Below are 14533 nucleotides of genomic sequence, written 5' to 3'. Positions count from 1 at the left end.
TTACCGAATGGAAGGAGCAGAAAAAAGAGATCGAACGGCTGCAGAAGAAGTGCGTCTCCCTCGAGATGGACCGGCTTACCGCCGAAGTGGTGGCGGGTGTGCCGGTTGCCGTCCATGTACTCGACGCCACGCCCAAGGAGCTTGTCACGCTTGCTACGAAAATTGCTGACGGCGGTGGCATTGCCGTGCTTGCCGGAGGCGAAGAGCGGATTCATGTCGTCGTGTCGTCGGGAACGGAACGGGTTGATGCACGCCCCGTCGTGCAGGCGATTTGCGAGATGATCGGCGGCAGGGGCGGAGGGAAACCCGTCCTTGCACAGGGAGGGGGCACCGATCGGGAACACCTGGAAGATGCCCTCGAGGCCGCCCGTTCGGCCATATATGCGGATCTTAATGAATGACGATGTGATCGTGCTTGAACCGGGCGACGAACGGGCACAGAAGATAGCCCGTGCGATGGCAAGCCAGACGGCTGCCGACGTGCTCTCGGTCCTTAAAAACGGTGACCGCACATCGTCTGAAATTGCCGAGGCGCTCGCGATTCCCATGACAACGGTGACCTATCACATTGGGAACCTGATGGAAGCGGGCATGATTGATATCGTGAAGACACGGTGGAGCAGGAAGGGCCGCGAAGTAAAGATATACGGGCTTCGCGATCAGCTTGTCATCGTCTCGCCGCGCACCAGCGATGTCCGCGCGATTCTCCTGAAGTATGCGGGCTTATTCAGCATCTTCGTATTCGCAACGCTCATGATCGCGATCATGGCTCCGCTGTTTTCCGCGGTGCCCGCCATGGAGGACGGGGCGCTGTATACGCAGTCCGCTCCCGAACCCGCCGTTGCCATGGATAAGGAGGCGGTCCGGAGTGCGGGAAGCGGCGTCGTGCCGGACGGGCACGACTACGTGTTTGCCTTCTTCACGGGCGGCTGCGCCATCCTTGTCCTGCTCATCATCTATGAGCTCATCCTCTGGTACCGCGATACCCGGCGCCCGGGAAAAACTCCTCCCGGGAAAAGATGATCGGGTACGGGATCAGAGCATCGCGATAAAATTTTCAAGTATTTTAAGGCCGGTCGCCCCGCTTTTCTCGGGGTGGAACTGCACTCCGCACGCGTTTTCACGGGCAATGGACGATGCGAACGGCGTGATGTAGTCCGTTTTCGTGAGAGTGAAACGGGGCTTGGTATCAGCGTAGAAAGAGTGGACAAAATATACGTAGCTGTCCTGAAGGACGCCCTCGAAAAGGGGATGATCCTGTTCGGTGTGAATTGTATTCCATCCCATATGGGGGATTTTCATCCCGGGCGTCCGGGGAAACTGCCGCACGGTCCCGGGTACCAGGCCCAGCCCCCGGTGGAGCCCGTGCTCCTCGCTCCACTCCATCAGCATCTGCATGCCGAGGCAGATGCCGAGGACGGGCGAATCCCTGACAAAATCGAGGAGCGGCTCCTTCAGGAGGGCAAGCTGTTCCATTCCCTGCGAAAATGCCCCCACGCCGGGGAGAATCACGCCGTCCGCACCGGCAAGGTCGCCGGTATCTGCCGAGATGATGGTGCGGGCTCCCGCCCGTTCGAGGCCCCGCATGACGCTCCTGAGGTTGCCAAGACCGTAATCAAGTATAACTACTGTTTTCATCCGTTCCTTCACCCCTGCGACGCCAGTTCCCGCCGCTTATCCATTCGGGGGGCAGGTCGCTCTGTGTCCGCCACACCTCGAGTCTGTCCTCCCACTCCTTCCAGAGCGCGGGATACCGCTCCCGAATCGTCGCCAGCACCGAAAGGTCGCTTGACGGGCACATAAAACAGCCGATTCTGTCGATGCGCTGTTCATAGAGCGCATTGTACGGAGCGTTTTCACGAAAGATGTACAGCCAGACATGCAGCGCCGTCCAGTGCTGGATGGGGGCTGCGGAGATCTGGACCTTCACGACGCCGTTTCGCCATATCCGGGGGCTTTTCATCCGCGCGAACGATTCGTATTTTCGCTGACCGATAAAGGACAGGCATTCCCCCCACCGCTCCTCGATCAGGCGCCTGACCGGAAGCAGTTTGCAGACCTTGCAGCACCACCGGGCATCGACAGCCGGCGGTCCTTCGGTTTCAAACGATTTCCAGAAACCGCCGTCCGGCCCTACCCTGACTACTTCGAGCCCGTAGCGATCTGCGACGGTATCGATATTCTCATAGGTCTCGGCAAACTCAAGGCCGGTGTCCGCAAAGAGAAGCGGGACGTCTCCGATTGCCTTCCTCACGACGAGCAGCATGGCAAGGCTGTCCTTGCCCCCCGAGTACGATACCGTGGGCTGCACCCTGTTCTGTTCTGCGACATTCCGCACGAATGCGACAGCTTCGGCCTCATTCCGGTCAAGGATATCGCTGTTGGCACGGCATGCATCGCTCCACGATGCAGGGCCCGGAATACACGGATCCCCAACGTTCTTCCGTGTCCGCACCACCGTGCCGCGCTCCATGGCACGTGCCGTTTCGGCATCGGCCTTTGCACGGCCGACACCGATGCAGTCGCCGTTTTGCGTGCGGATGAAAACTTCGTCACCCGCCTGTACTGCGGGATCGATGGCCACGAGCCCGGGCGCAAGCACGCTTGCTCCGTCTCGTATGGATGCGACGGCACCGTCATCGACGACGACAAACCGCCGCTTCGGTTCGAGATACTTGCAGGCGGCAATGCGGGGGATCGGTTCCCAGCACCGCTCGTCCGGCAGGTACCGGATCGCCGATACGACCGCACCGCCGAGAATCACTTCCTCCATGCGGTCGCGGTCGGGTATTTTATTGAGCACAACCAGATGCCCTTCGGGAATCAGCCTGCTCCCGAAATGCTCCTCGTATATGGAATTGATGAGATCGACGTCCGCCTGAAAGGCCGGGCGTGCATCCCCCGGCGGGGTGATATGTACGGCACGGGTACCGGCGCCGCATGCGCAAACAGGGCCGAGAACGGGAGTGTGACAGGCATCACACCAGTGCAGGTGGATTTTACCGAGATACGATCGCCGCATTCCATAGGAGGTGGACGGTGAAGGGTAAATAAGGTTGGTATTGGCGCATGAAACGGAAAATACACGAAAAATTGAGGGTCTTTTCTGCATCCCGTTTTTCGGACGCGGTGTTGATTGCCCCCCGTCGTCCGGTCTCATGCAACGGGGAATTCCCCGGTCATGTCCGATTCAAAAGAATTAAAGCACATCAGAAATGCATAATTAATCATGATAAACCTGAAGCGTGAATGCAGACCCGCAGGAGTGCGTTTCCGGTGATGCATGAAAATTTTTTAGTGGAGGATTGACGGAGGAGGAAAAAGCGTGTTCCAGGTGATGCTATGATACCGTTCATTGCGACTGCACTGGCTGCATTTGCAATATATCTGATTCTTACGGCCGGATCGGGCACGATCGGGCTGTGGTCGCCGTTTGAATTCGGCGCAGGAGCCGTGGTCAGTCTTCTGACTGCCGCGATCTCACGGAATTTTTTTTGTGGGGGCCGTAATTACCGCATGGCGAATCCGCTCAGGTGGCTCTATTGTGCGGTGTATATACTCGTGCCGTTCTTTCTCGAAATGGCACGGGCAAATCTCGATGTTGCATACCGTGTCATTACCGGAAAAATCCGGCCCGGCATCATCAGGCTCTCACCTGACCTTGCCACCGACTTCGGCGTGCTGCTCCTCGCAAACTCGATTACGCTGACGCCCGGCACTCTGACAGTCGGAATCGACGAGGAGACAAACGACCTCTACGTGCACATGATTCATATCGGTATGGGGAAGGAGAAGAAGGAGATCTTTGAATCCGGGGATCTCTTCACCCTCTTCCCGCTGACAGACTGGATCAGGAGAATTGCGGAATGACGGACGTCTGGGTAGCTGCCGTCGCCGTGCTCGTGGCACTCATCGTGCTGACGATGATCCGTCTTATCGCAGGGCCGACGGTGCCGGACCGTGTCGTGGCGCTGGATGCGATCAACACGCTGACCGTTGCGGCAATGATCCTCCTTGCCGTCCTCTACGGGCAGATCATCTTCGTAGACGTGGCAATCGTCTATGCGCTGCTCTCCTTTGTCGGCACGCTGTATATCGCGAAATATATCGGGGGTGAACTGGGCCAATGATCGCTGACACGATTATTCTGGTGTGCATCGCCATCGGGCTGGTCTTCAACACACTCGGGATTATCGGCATTCTCCGGTTCCCGGATGTCTATACGAGGCTTCACGCTGAAACGAAGACGACGACATTCGGGACCATATTCCTGTCCGTTGCGGTGATAGTCTATGGGATATCCCGCCTCCTCTCCGACGGCGATGCGCAGTATCTGACGCTTTCGGTGCACACATTCGTTGCCCTGATCGCACTCGCATTTACGAACGCGACCGGTGCCCATGCCATTGCACGGGCGGCGCACCGGAGCGGACAGGTCCCGTCTCCTGCGGTGATCGACCGTTATTCGGAGGGTGATGCATGATCGACGTCATCCAGGGGCTCGTGCTCATCGGGCTTCTCGTATCGGCACTGTTCATCGTCAGGTGCCGGGATCTCCTTTCGGCCGCGATCTCGTTCGGGATTTTCAGCTTCCTGCTGTCCCTCGAATTTTACATCCTGCAGGCACCCGATGTCGCCATCGCCGAAGCGGGGATCGGGGCGGGACTGACGACCGCGATCTTCATCGTCGCCATCAGGGGTACGACACGCTGGGAGGGGGTGCAGGAATGAAACCGATTGTCACGGCAGTCGTTGTCCTCGTGCTCTCTCTGGGTATTCTGTCCGCTGCAGCAGGCCTCGATTTCGGATCGCCGCTGTATACCGACATGGACGATTACATGATCAGTTTCGGGCAGGTCCTGACGGGCGGAAACAACATTGTCACCGACGTGGTCTTTGATTTCAGGGGATTCGACACCTTGGGCGAAGCGACGGTTCTCTTTACCGCCGTGTCCGGTGTGGGACTCGCATTCAGAAAGCGGAAGGAGGATGAAGAATATGACTATGAGTAAGATCGTCCGGGCCGCTGCATGCGTACTGCTTCCGTTCATTCTCGTGTTCGGCTTCTATATCGTTTTGCACGGTCACCTGACGCCGGGTGGCGGTTTCCAGGGTGGTGCGGTTATTGCAACCGGATTTGTCCTCCTGATGGCCGCTTTCTCGTACGATTCGATCACGGCACGCATCTCAAAGTCGTCGCTGACCGGCAGCGAGACCGTCGGTCTCCTGATTTTCATCGTCACCGCTGTGACGGCACTCGGGCTCGGAGGCACGTTCTTTGCGAACTGGCTGGCAAACAGCGGCGCCATATTCGGCACTCCGGTTGCCTTCGGAGCGAATCCCGGCGACCTGAACACCGCAGGTGTCATCCCGATCATGAACCTTGCCGTCGGTATCGAAGTCCTCGGAGGCCTCTCGGTCATCCTCCTGTACATGCTCTCCGGTGTCGGCGAGGAGGCGGTATGATGGTGCTCTATAATCTGCCGTTCATTGCGGCGGGTCTGCTGATGGCCTTCGGTATTGCCACGATGCTCGTCCGGAAAAACCTCATCAAGATGATCATGGGGCTCTCTCTCGTGGAGGCAGGCGTCAACCTGCTGCTGGTATCGCTCGGCTATCGGGCGGGCGGGATTGCGCCGATCTTTACGAACGCTCCGCAGGATCTCATGGTCATGCCGACGGTGCAGGCGATGACGCTCACCAACATCGTCATCGGCATTGCGACGACCGCACTGCTCCTGTCGTTTGTCATGGTCATCTACCGCAGGTACGGTTCGGCAGAAGCTGACGTTGTCAGGAGGCTGCGGGGATGATCGTTCCTTCCCTCCTGCTCCAGCATGCCCCGGCGCTGCTGCTTGCGGTACCGATGCTCGGTGCTTTCGCAACGCCGCTCATCGGGCGGCTCGGCGCCGGTATCAGGAATGCATGGGCGGTTCTCGCCATGCTCTGCACGCTGCTGGTTGCTATAGTGCTTGCAACAGACGTGCTCTCGAACGGGACGATTGTGTATGCCTTCGGAGCGGCGGCACCGAATCTCTCGGTTCCGCTCGATTCGGGCGGCATTCCGATCCGGATCGTCTTCACCGTCGATGCGATGAGCGCGTTCATGGCGCTGTTCGCATCGATTGTCGGAAGTGCCGTTCTCCTCTATTCGCTGAAGAGCCAGTCGCGGAACTCCGGACAGGATGGCTATTACGCCCTCCTCCTCCTCCTGACGGTCGGCATTCTCGGGATGGTCTGCACGGGAGATCTCTTCAACTTCTTTGTCTTCCTCGAGATCAACTCGCTTGCGGGTGCGGCGCTCGTCGCGTACCGCGTGGATAAGGGGGTTGCGGTCGAAGCAGGCCTGAAGTATGCGGTTCTCAGCACCCTCGGCGGCCTCCTCGTCCTCTTTGCCATCGCGCTCCTCTACGGGCAGTACGATGCACTGAACATCGCGATGATTGCGAGCAGGATGCAGTTCACCCTGCTTGACAAGGTTGCTCTCGTGATGCTGATTGTCGCGCTCGCCATGAAGGCGGGAGCAGTCCCGATGCATTTCTGGACGCCCGACGCCTACTCGATGGCCCCCTCCGCCGTGACGGCGTTTCTGGTCGTAGCGAGCCAGGCCAGCCTCTACGGCGTATTCCGGGTGGTGTTCAGTCTCTATGGGCAGGCACTCGACTGCCTGACGGTCGGGTGGGTGCTCATCATCCTCGGCGTGCTCTCCATGTTTGTCGGGGTGACGATGGCTATCCCGCAGAAGGATGTCAAACGGCTGATGGCCTATCACGCCGTCTCGCAGACCGGATACATGCTCCTCGGCGTGGGCGTAGGCGTGGCGGTGCTGGGCAACCAGGACCTGCTCACCGCCTACGGCCGCATCGCCATGGAAGGCGGTATATTCCACATCATCAACCACGCGATGTACAAGGGGCTCCTTTTCCTCACCGCCGGAGCGATCTTCTACCGGACGGGAACGAGGAACCTCAACAAGCTGGGCGGTCTCGGCCATTCGATGAAATGGACCATGGTCTTTTTCATGATCGGTGCCCTTGCCATTGCAGGGATACCACCCTTTAACGGGTTTGCCTCCAAACTGATGATATACGAGTCGGTGTTCCTGTTTAATCCGCTTCTTTCAATCATTGCGATGGTCGTCTCCATCCTGACGCTTGCCTCGTTCGTGAAGGTGTTCCATTCGATCTTTATGGGGCCGAAACTTCCCGAATACGCCGATGTGCGGGAAGTGCCGGCACCGATGCTGATCGGCATGGGCATTCTCGCACTGTTCGTGATTCTCTTCGGCATCTTCCCGCAACAGGTGGTGGACCTGCTGATCACGCCTGCCGCGGCGGCCCTGATCGATCAGGGCGGATATATCGCTTCGGTTCTCGGAGGTGCCTGAGATGGCGGCAATTATGACGTTGCAGACGGGAACCGGGTTCTGGAATCCGGTGATCTGGATCATCGCGTTTGTCATCGCGTTTATCCTTGCCTACCTGATCTGGATGCTCGGTGAGAAGGATCCGAAGAAGACGGGCGATCTCATCAGGCCGTACCTCTCGGGCAATCCCGAGCCGGCAAAAGAGGCGGTGCACGTTCCCGGCGGAAACCTCTACTGGGGTTTCACCGAGGCGCTGCAGGGGTATTATTCCCGGGTCGTTCCGCTGCACACCGGGATCCTGACCGACTATCTGCTCTGGTTCCTCGGAGTCATGGCATTCGTTCTCGTCCTCGTAGGGGTGATCGTATGAGACTTTCACGTGCATTCAACCGGTCGTTATGGGTATTTCACTTCAATTCAGGCTCATGCAACGGCTGCGACATCGAGATTGTCGCGGCCATCACGCCGCGCTACGATCCCGAAAGATTCGGGGTGAGGCTGGTCGGTTCTCCGAAACATGCGGATGTCCTGCTTGTTACCGGCCCCGTGACGCATGATATGAGAGATCGTCTCCGCCGGGTCTACGACCAGATGGCGGAGCCGAAAGTAGTGATGTGCATCGGCACCTGCGGGCAGTCGGGCGGGGTTTTCTATGATTCCTATAACCTTGACGGTCCGGTCGGGGACGTCATCCCGGTGGATGTCTATGTTCCCGGGTGCGCCCCGCGGCCCGAGGCGATTATCGACGGTGTTGTAAAGGCGATAGCAAAACTGGAACGACTGGAGGGTGAACAGGGATGACCCGGACAGCGATTACCGCCGGGCAGGTCGCGGACATTTTTACCGGGGCCTTCGGAGACGGAATCGAAGATATACAAGTAAAGGAATGGGCTGAAGGCACACGGAAATCGAAAAACCATGCCGTATGGATACGGGTGCGGCGCGATCTGCTTCATGATGCCGTCAAAAAGCTCATCGAGATCGATTATCCCCACCTCGGCGTCGTCTCGGGCGCTGACACGGGCGACGATATCGAGCTCCTGTACCATATGCTGATCTTTTTCGGAATCCCGCATGCGGAGATCACGGTGACGCTCACGATCTCCCTCCCGAAATCGGATCTCCGGGTTCCGACGATATCGGATCTCATTCCCGGCGCGGTCTACACCGAACGGGAAAAGCAGGAGATGCTCGGCATCGAAGTTATCGGCATTCCGGACAGCAGGGGCCTCTTCCTGCCCCCGGATTTCCCGAAAGGCGTATATCCCTGGAGAAAGGATGAAACGGGCATCCGGGATGACATGGTCAAGGAACTCTGGCAGGTAGGGCGCCCGGAGGGCCGCCCCGCACCGCCGGTCAAGCCCAAGGAGAAGAAGAAGAAAGAGGATGATGCCGAACCGGCGGCAGCGAAAGAATCCGCACCACCGGTGCAAGGTGAGGCTCCGCCTGAGCCCCAATCACCCGAACCGGCGGCAGATGAAAAAGAGGAGGTGAGGCAGGATGAGTAACGGGACGAAAAAAGGGTATTCTGTGCCGATTGGCCCGATACATCCGGCGCTGAAGGAACCGATCCTCTTTACGTTCACGATGAACGGGGAGAAGGTCGAGGAAGTCGATTTCGCCCCCGGCAAAGCGCACCGCGGCATCGAGTGGATGGGAATGAGGCGCAATCCCGTGCAGATCGTACACCTCACGGATCGTATCTGCGGCATATGCGGTGTCTCCCATACGCTTGCGTTTTCCCGTGCGGTCGAGCAGGTTGCGGAGATCGAGGTGCCGGAGCGGGCGCATTACGTGCGCACGATCATCGCCGAATACGAGCGCATCCAGTCACACCTGCTCTGGGCAGGCGTCGCGGCCCATGAACTCGGGTTCGATACGCTCTTCTTCCTTGCGTGGCGGGTGCGTGAAGAGTCGATGGACGTGATCGAGCTTCTCACCGGCAACAGGGTGAACTACGGGATTATCCAGGTCGGCGGTGTCCGCAGGGACATCACGGAGGACCAGTTCCCGCGAATCGAAGCGTCGCTCAGATATTACGAGGATCTTCTCGGAAAGATGCTGGAGCTCTTCCTTCATGACACAACGATCACGATGCGCTGCCGTAATACGGGCCTCATGAACCGTCAGGAGGCTCTCGAACTCTGCACTATCGGCCCGACGGCCCGTGCCTCGGGCCTGAACATAGACGTCCGCCAGGATTCCCCCTATGCGGCGTACGGGGACCTGGATGTCCGTGCCGTCATGCCGGAACAGTACCTGGGTGAAGCGTACGGCGATGTCTATGACAGGATCGTCGTCCGCCTGCTCGAGGTGAAGCAGTCGGTGGAGATTATCCGGCAGTGCCTCGACATGATGCCCCCCGGCCCCGTTCAGTTCGAGACCAAGATCCCGAAGCTGCTCGCGACGTGCAAAAAGGCCGTCGGCGAAGCGGTGGGCAGGGTGGAGGCACCCCGCGGCGAATGCCTGCACTATGTGCGGATGGACGGGCACGAAAACCCGCAGACATGGAAGGTAAAGGCATCCACGTACAGCAACCAGATGTCGTGGCTGAAGATGCTCAGGGGTGAGCAGCTTGCGGATATCCCGATTATCGTCGCGTCCATCGATCCCTGCATGTCGTGCACGGATCGCGTTGCAGTCGTGCGGGACGGGCACAGCGACGTCATGACCAAAGAGGCCCTGCATCGGCTGTCGGTCGAGAAGACGCGGAGGCTGATGCAATGACCACGTTGTTTGGCGTCGACATGCTGGCGGTTGTCGGTGGAACGGTGGCCATAACGGTCTTCGGGCTTGTTACGGGACTGATTTTCCTCGGCATCGACCGGAAGGTGACTGCCCATATGCAGGCGCGCATCGGCCCTCCGATCCGGCAGCCGTTCCGCGACCTCCAGAAACTCCTCTGCAAGGATAGCAGTGTGCCGGAAAATGCCATACCGTGGCTCTTCAACGGCGCTCCCCTGCTGGCACTCGCCTCCTCGATCGTGATCCTTCTCTACCTGCCCATCGGCAGTTTCCTGCCGGTCTTCGGCAGCTATGGTGATCTGATCCTCGTAATGTATCTTCTGACGATCCCTGCCCTTGCAATGGTCGGGGGCGGTTTTGCATCCGGATCGCCGTATGCGACGGTCGGATCGCAGCGTGAGATGGTCACGATGATCTCGTACGAGTTCCCGCTCGCAATCGCCATCATTGCGATTGCGTGGCGTTTATCCGCCGCGGGCATTGCCGATCCCTTCTCGATAGCCACGATCGCCGCACATCCCGTCTGGAGTGTTGCGGGCCCGCTCGGCATCATCGGCTGTCTTATCCTGCTGGTCGTGCTCGCCTGGGTGACACCTGCCGAACTCTCACGTATCCCCTGTGATACGCCGGAGGCGGAGACGGAGCTTGCGGGCGGACTGCTTGTCGAATATTCGGGCAGGAATCTTGCGCTCTTCTCGCTCGCATCGGGTGTCAAGACGGTCGCCATGGCCTCGCTCGCCGTGGCGCTGTTCCTGCCGTGGAATGTCTCGTCGTTTGTGGCACTCAGCCCGGTGGTGGCGTATGGTGCGGATTTCGCCTTCTATCTCGTGAAGCTCTTCGCCGTGATTTTCTTCTCGGTGAGTGTTATCCGGGTGGGCATGGCGCGGTTCCGCATCACACACGTCGTATCGGTCTACTGGGGTTATCTTGCCGGGCTGGGCCTCATCGGCCTGCTGTTTGTCGTGCTTGACGCCGCGCTCGGGGCAGGGGTGGTCGCATGAGTTTCCTTCCGTCAATTCCCGAAATCTTAAAGCAGGTCCTGAAAAAACCTGCAACAAACGCATTCCCCGCGAAGTATCTTCCTCCGTCAATCACGGGATTCCTCGCCATGGTCGCGGAAGGCAAAGCAACAATTCACCCGCCGATTGCCACTCCTCCCGCTTTTCGGGGTCAGATTATCTATGACCGGGACACCTGCATCGGCTGTAAGATCTGCACGAAGGTCTGTCCCGCGCACGCCATCGAGTTCATCCCCGAGACGAAGCGCATCAGGATTTATGTCACCCAGTGCATCTGCTGTTCGCAGTGCAATGATGCCTGCCCGGTCGACGCCCTTCACATGAGCGATGTCTTCCTCACCGCGAACGAAGACCGGTACGCCGAGTCACTGATTATAGAATAGAGACGGGACCCGGTCTCCCGCTTTTTTTCCAGTTAGGGATGGCGATGCGGTAGTCGCAGCTACCATACCGGGATTTCCCCGATGCGCTCTTCTTCAATGATCCCGATGAGACGATCGGCGGCGTCGGCTACTCCCGGGGTAATGCCTTCACCGTCGGCTATCTCGTACGGCTGAATTCCGATGAGGAGGATAGAACCCGCGGCGCACCGGAGGTAGGTGATCAGGTGGTTGAGGGGCAGCTGGTGTGTTCCAATCCCTGCGTCTGCGATTTTATCCTTCGGGATGATACGGATCGCACCGGGTTCAAGCTTCATGTCGGCGGCATCCACGATCACGAGCAAATCGGGCCGTGCCCGGTGAATGATCGATGTAAAGTTTTCAGGAGCGGTTCCGCAGTCGATTGCGGTCCAGTCAGGAATGTGAAGGTGGTGGGCGACGTAGATGCCGACCCCGTCATCTTTCCTGAGGGTATTGCCAATGCCCATCAGGATGTTCATGGTTGTATGTGTGGAATGTTTTGTTTAAAAGGCTGACGGGGGCTATCAATTAAGACTATCCATATGGTTTATCGATAAAAGTAAACTATAAATATAAAGGCGATTTTATACCTCTGTGCGGAAACGCGACACAGGAGACTTTGGTGAAGCATCATGGAATACCGGCCGCTCTGCCTGCGGGCACGAACCGACACTGTCCTTTTTGATGAGGTCTCCCTTTTTGGAGCGCCGAATCGGTTTCATCCGGTATCCGACACTCTTGCCGAATGTTCAGACCCTGGACGGGATATGAGCATATCGCCCGGGAGCGGCGATATCTTCGATTCATCCGGACGATGCCGGGAGGCACTGTGCCGGCTGGATGCCCGGATTGAGGCGGATCCGGCCGATGCCCGGACATGGGAGAAGAAAGCGGTGTGTTTCGACTCCATCGGGCAGTACGAGGACGCACTTGCCTGTTACAACCGCGCCATCTCTCTTGCTCCCCGCTATGCCCGTGCATGGAACAATAAAGGAATTACTCTCGGCAAAATGGGGAAATACGCCGACGCGATCCGCTGTTTTGATAAGGCGATTGAGATTGCGCCGCAATACGTCCGCGCATGGCACAACAAAAAATACTACGGGAAAATTGCACAGCAGTGCGGAACGGAATGATAGCGGGAGTTATCACTCCGTCCTCCCCTGTTTTTTCACGGTGAATCCTCCCCTCCCTCTATGGCGTGTGACGCCTGTCCGGGCGATTGCCATCCTTGTAACGGCCCTCAAGCGGAGGCAGGGTTCCCCTCCCCGGGACCGAACGTGTTCCTTTTAGTGTTATGTAAATAACGCGCACATATCCCCTTCGTGGAGGAGAATACCGTATTATGCTCTTTTCGCACATTTCAGCGTGACCGGGGATAGGGTGCTGTTTTCTTCTCCCGCTCCCACAACCCGATCAGGTTCCCTTCACTGTCGATGATTGTCACGAGGATTCCCACGCTGTCAAGCGTCATCTTCGGGTTGAAGATTCTCCCTCCCAATCTCTCTACCTTGGCAAGTGCTTTGTCCATATCATCAACCAGGGCGTACATGAGTGTATGGGACGATGGTTCCTTTCGCTGATACAATCCTCCCATATTGAGAGTATCTTTTCCGGATTTCCCTGTGCTGATATTCCAGTATTCCACCTGAATTCCCGGAACCTGCGTTGGCATGAAATCCCAGCCGAGAATTTCGGAATAGAATTTTTTTGCCCGCTTTATATCATCTGCCGGGACCTCGAAGTATGAAATATTTGACATAGATCCGGAGTAAGTGACAGACATCAAATACTTTGCCGTCACCGGATAATTATGATTATATTTCAGAGTATTCGCAGGCCCTTTCAGAATCTGCGTTATTGTGATATTTTTCTTCTTTGAATGATTTTCACCGCCCTTCCATCCAAAAGGAATTCAGCTCTGCCGGGATCTCAGCGGAAATTTCGCATGAACGGTGCCGATATGGAAAACAGGAATCGGTGAGAAGATTAAAATGGAGTGTTGGTCGAAAGAAAAAAGGGTTGAGTATGTATAGCTTTTATATTGCTCACCTAATACTGGCCCGGTGTCAGGACCGTGTAATGTTTCCTGCACTGTGCGCACGTTCCGTCCCGGGACACTTTGTAAAAGGCTTTTGGCATATTGCATTGAATCGAATTTTCCTTGAAACAATTGGGACAGGTGAAACGGATAACATACCCTGATCTGGTCCCGACTACCGTTGGTTTAACAGAATTTTTCATCATTGTATCAATCTCTGCGATGTTTTCACATGATTGGTGTAACATCATCCACTCTGAATTTATCACAGTCCGATACCTGCGTTGTGCGCCCGGCACGGTTCAATGATGGACCGTTCTTTTTCATTCCATCAAAAAGCGTTGTAGTGCCCGGATTTTTTTATTTGTACTAGTATAGGCTGTCCGACCGTATATATGCCGCGTATCATGTGTGACGGATACTCCGATGGCATGAAACAGCGTACTATCCCTGTGTCGGCGCTCGCCGTGCTGCAACCGGGCCATCCCGCTTCCTCCTGGTTGTGCCCGTATACGGAACACCATGCATTATCTCTCGGCTCTGTGCTTTACCGGGCGATTGCCATCTTTTACGGCCCTTACGCGGAGGAAGGGTTCTCCTCCCAGAGCCCGAACGTATTCCCCTCGGTATCGGTACAGACTGCGAGAAAGCCCCAGCCGGGCACCGCCGTCTTCGGCAGGATGACGGTTCCCCCGAGGTTTTGCACCCGGGAACAGTAGTCGTCGACCGACGGCACACCGAAATAGTTCGTCATCTGCTGGTCGGGGCTTCCCCGTTTCCCGAGGCCTCCGCCGATGCCCCGGCTGCCGTCGAGCCCCGCGGTTTCGATCAGGAAGTAGTCGTCCATTCCGGGGACCCCTTCGATGTTCCAGCCAAATAATTCCAGATAAAACGTCTTCGCCCGTGCCGGTTCGTCGGCAGGGAGATCGAAATGTACGATCGTCGGCATCCTCGTTCACCC

At 57.4% G+C, this 14533-nt stretch carries 22 protein-coding genes; 17 read left to right on the top strand and 5 right to left on the bottom strand.

Annotated features, from left to right (window positions below):
- Both APR53_05875 and APR53_05870 read left to right on the top strand, forming a co-directional pair.
- Nucleotides 1-401 (top strand): hypothetical protein (locus APR53_05875; protein KQC03273.1); only part of this gene is annotated, 401 nt, incomplete at its 5' end.
- Nucleotides 394-1023, top strand: coding sequence for a hypothetical protein (locus APR53_05870; protein KQC03272.1), 630 nt, complete (start codon nt 394-396; stop codon nt 1021-1023). The genes APR53_05875 and APR53_05870, both read left to right, overlap by 8 nt.
- Before the next feature lie 12 nt (nt 1024-1035).
- Here the strand turns inward: APR53_05870 and hisH are convergent, their stop codons facing one another.
- Nucleotides 1036-1638, bottom strand: coding sequence for an imidazole glycerol phosphate synthase subunit HisH (gene hisH, locus APR53_05865; protein KQC03271.1), 603 nt, complete (start codon nt 1636-1638; stop codon nt 1036-1038).
- The gene (locus tag APR53_05860) at nt 1616-3022 is read right to left on the bottom strand and encodes a phosphoadenosine phosphosulfate reductase (GenBank protein ID KQC03270.1); all 1407 of its coding nucleotides are present in this window, start codon (nt 3020-3022) and stop codon (nt 1616-1618) included. The genes hisH and APR53_05860 overlap by 23 nt, the downstream gene beginning before the upstream one ends.
- 320 nt (nt 3023-3342) lie before the next feature.
- On the opposite strand from APR53_05860, the gene APR53_05855 reads away from it, so the two are divergent.
- The 14 genes from APR53_05855 to APR53_05790 are packed head-to-tail and all read left to right on the top strand — an operon-like array spanning nt 3343 to nt 11513.
- The gene (locus tag APR53_05855) at nt 3343-3870 is read left to right on the top strand and encodes a cation:proton antiporter (protein KQC03269.1); all 528 of its coding nucleotides are present in this window, start codon (nt 3343-3345) and stop codon (nt 3868-3870) included.
- Nucleotides 3867-4130, top strand: coding sequence for a cation:proton antiporter (locus APR53_05850; GenBank protein ID KQC03268.1), 264 nt, complete (start codon nt 3867-3869; stop codon nt 4128-4130). The genes APR53_05855 and APR53_05850 overlap by 4 nt, the downstream gene beginning before the upstream one ends.
- Nucleotides 4127-4483, top strand: a complete 357-nt coding sequence (locus tag APR53_05845) for a cation:proton antiporter (GenBank protein KQC03267.1) — start codon at nt 4127-4129, stop codon at nt 4481-4483. Before APR53_05850 ends, APR53_05845 begins: the two co-directional genes overlap by 4 nt.
- On the top strand, nt 4480-4731 hold the full coding sequence (locus tag APR53_05840; GenBank protein KQC03266.1) for a hypothetical protein: 252 nt from the start codon (nt 4480-4482) through the stop codon (nt 4729-4731). Before APR53_05845 ends, APR53_05840 begins: the two co-directional genes overlap by 4 nt.
- Nucleotides 4728-5012, top strand: coding sequence for a hydrogenase (locus APR53_05835; protein KQC03265.1), 285 nt, complete (start codon nt 4728-4730; stop codon nt 5010-5012). The genes APR53_05840 and APR53_05835 overlap by 4 nt, the downstream gene beginning before the upstream one ends.
- Complete coding sequence (locus APR53_05830) at nt 4999-5466, top strand: sodium:proton antiporter (GenBank protein KQC03264.1); 468 nt, start codon at nt 4999-5001, stop codon at nt 5464-5466. The genes APR53_05835 and APR53_05830 overlap by 14 nt, the downstream gene beginning before the upstream one ends.
- Before the next feature lie 2 nt (nt 5467-5468).
- Nucleotides 5469-5813, top strand: coding sequence for a cation:proton antiporter (locus tag APR53_05825; GenBank protein ID KQC03277.1), 345 nt, complete (start codon nt 5469-5471; stop codon nt 5811-5813).
- Nucleotides 5814-5827: 14 nt separating this feature from the next.
- Nucleotides 5828-7387, top strand: a complete 1560-nt coding sequence (locus APR53_05820) for an NADH:ubiquinone oxidoreductase (GenBank protein KQC03276.1) — start codon at nt 5828-5830, stop codon at nt 7385-7387.
- Nucleotide 7388: 1 nt separating this feature from the next.
- Nucleotides 7389-7736, top strand: a complete 348-nt coding sequence (locus APR53_05815) for a hydrogenase (GenBank protein KQC03263.1) — start codon at nt 7389-7391, stop codon at nt 7734-7736.
- Nucleotides 7733-8167, top strand: coding sequence for a hydrogenase (locus tag APR53_05810; GenBank protein KQC03262.1), 435 nt, complete (start codon nt 7733-7735; stop codon nt 8165-8167). The genes APR53_05815 and APR53_05810 overlap by 4 nt, the downstream gene beginning before the upstream one ends.
- A complete protein-coding gene (locus tag APR53_05805; protein ID KQC03261.1) occupies nt 8164-8874 on the top strand; it encodes an NADH dehydrogenase in 711 nt (236 codons plus the stop codon). Before APR53_05810 ends, APR53_05805 begins: the two co-directional genes overlap by 4 nt.
- On the top strand, nt 8867-10093 hold the full coding sequence (locus tag APR53_05800; protein ID KQC03260.1) for an NADH dehydrogenase: 1227 nt from the start codon (nt 8867-8869) through the stop codon (nt 10091-10093). Before APR53_05805 ends, APR53_05800 begins: the two co-directional genes overlap by 8 nt.
- Nucleotides 10090-11112, top strand: coding sequence for an NADH dehydrogenase (locus APR53_05795; protein KQC03259.1), 1023 nt, complete (start codon nt 10090-10092; stop codon nt 11110-11112). Before APR53_05800 ends, APR53_05795 begins: the two co-directional genes overlap by 4 nt.
- A complete protein-coding gene (locus tag APR53_05790) occupies nt 11109-11513 on the top strand; it encodes an NADH-quinone oxidoreductase (GenBank protein ID KQC03258.1) in 405 nt (134 codons plus the stop codon). The genes APR53_05795 and APR53_05790 overlap by 4 nt, the downstream gene beginning before the upstream one ends.
- A gap of 59 nt (nt 11514-11572) precedes the next feature.
- On the opposite strand, the gene APR53_05785 is transcribed toward APR53_05790, so the two are convergent.
- Nucleotides 11573-12010 (bottom strand): hydrogenase maturation protease, encoded by a 438-nt coding sequence (locus APR53_05785; GenBank protein KQC03257.1) that lies wholly within the window; start codon nt 12008-12010, stop codon nt 11573-11575.
- 153 nt (nt 12011-12163) lie between these two features.
- Here APR53_05785 and APR53_05780 point away from each other — a divergent pair, with 153 nt between their 5' ends.
- Nucleotides 12164-12667, top strand: a complete 504-nt coding sequence (locus tag APR53_05780) for a hypothetical protein (GenBank protein ID KQC03256.1) — start codon at nt 12164-12166, stop codon at nt 12665-12667.
- Between the two features lie 227 nt (nt 12668-12894).
- Here APR53_05780 and APR53_05775 read toward each other — a convergent pair whose 3' ends face one another.
- Both APR53_05775 and APR53_05770 read right to left on the bottom strand, forming a co-directional pair.
- Complete coding sequence (locus tag APR53_05775) at nt 12895-13293, bottom strand: hypothetical protein (protein ID KQC03255.1); 399 nt, start codon at nt 13291-13293, stop codon at nt 12895-12897.
- An 856-nt stretch (nt 13294-14149) separates the two neighbouring features.
- Complete coding sequence (locus tag APR53_05770; GenBank protein ID KQC03254.1) at nt 14150-14521, bottom strand: glyoxalase; 372 nt, start codon at nt 14519-14521, stop codon at nt 14150-14152.
- Nucleotides 14522-14533 lie beyond the last annotated feature (12 nt).

Origin of the sequence: Methanoculleus sp. SDB (genome assembly GCA_001412355.1) — an archaeon.
Taxonomy (GTDB): Archaea; Halobacteriota; Methanomicrobia; order Methanomicrobiales; family Methanomicrobiaceae; genus LKUD01.
Note: the sequence above shows the minus strand (reverse complement) of the source record. Positions and strands in the feature narration are given on the sequence as shown.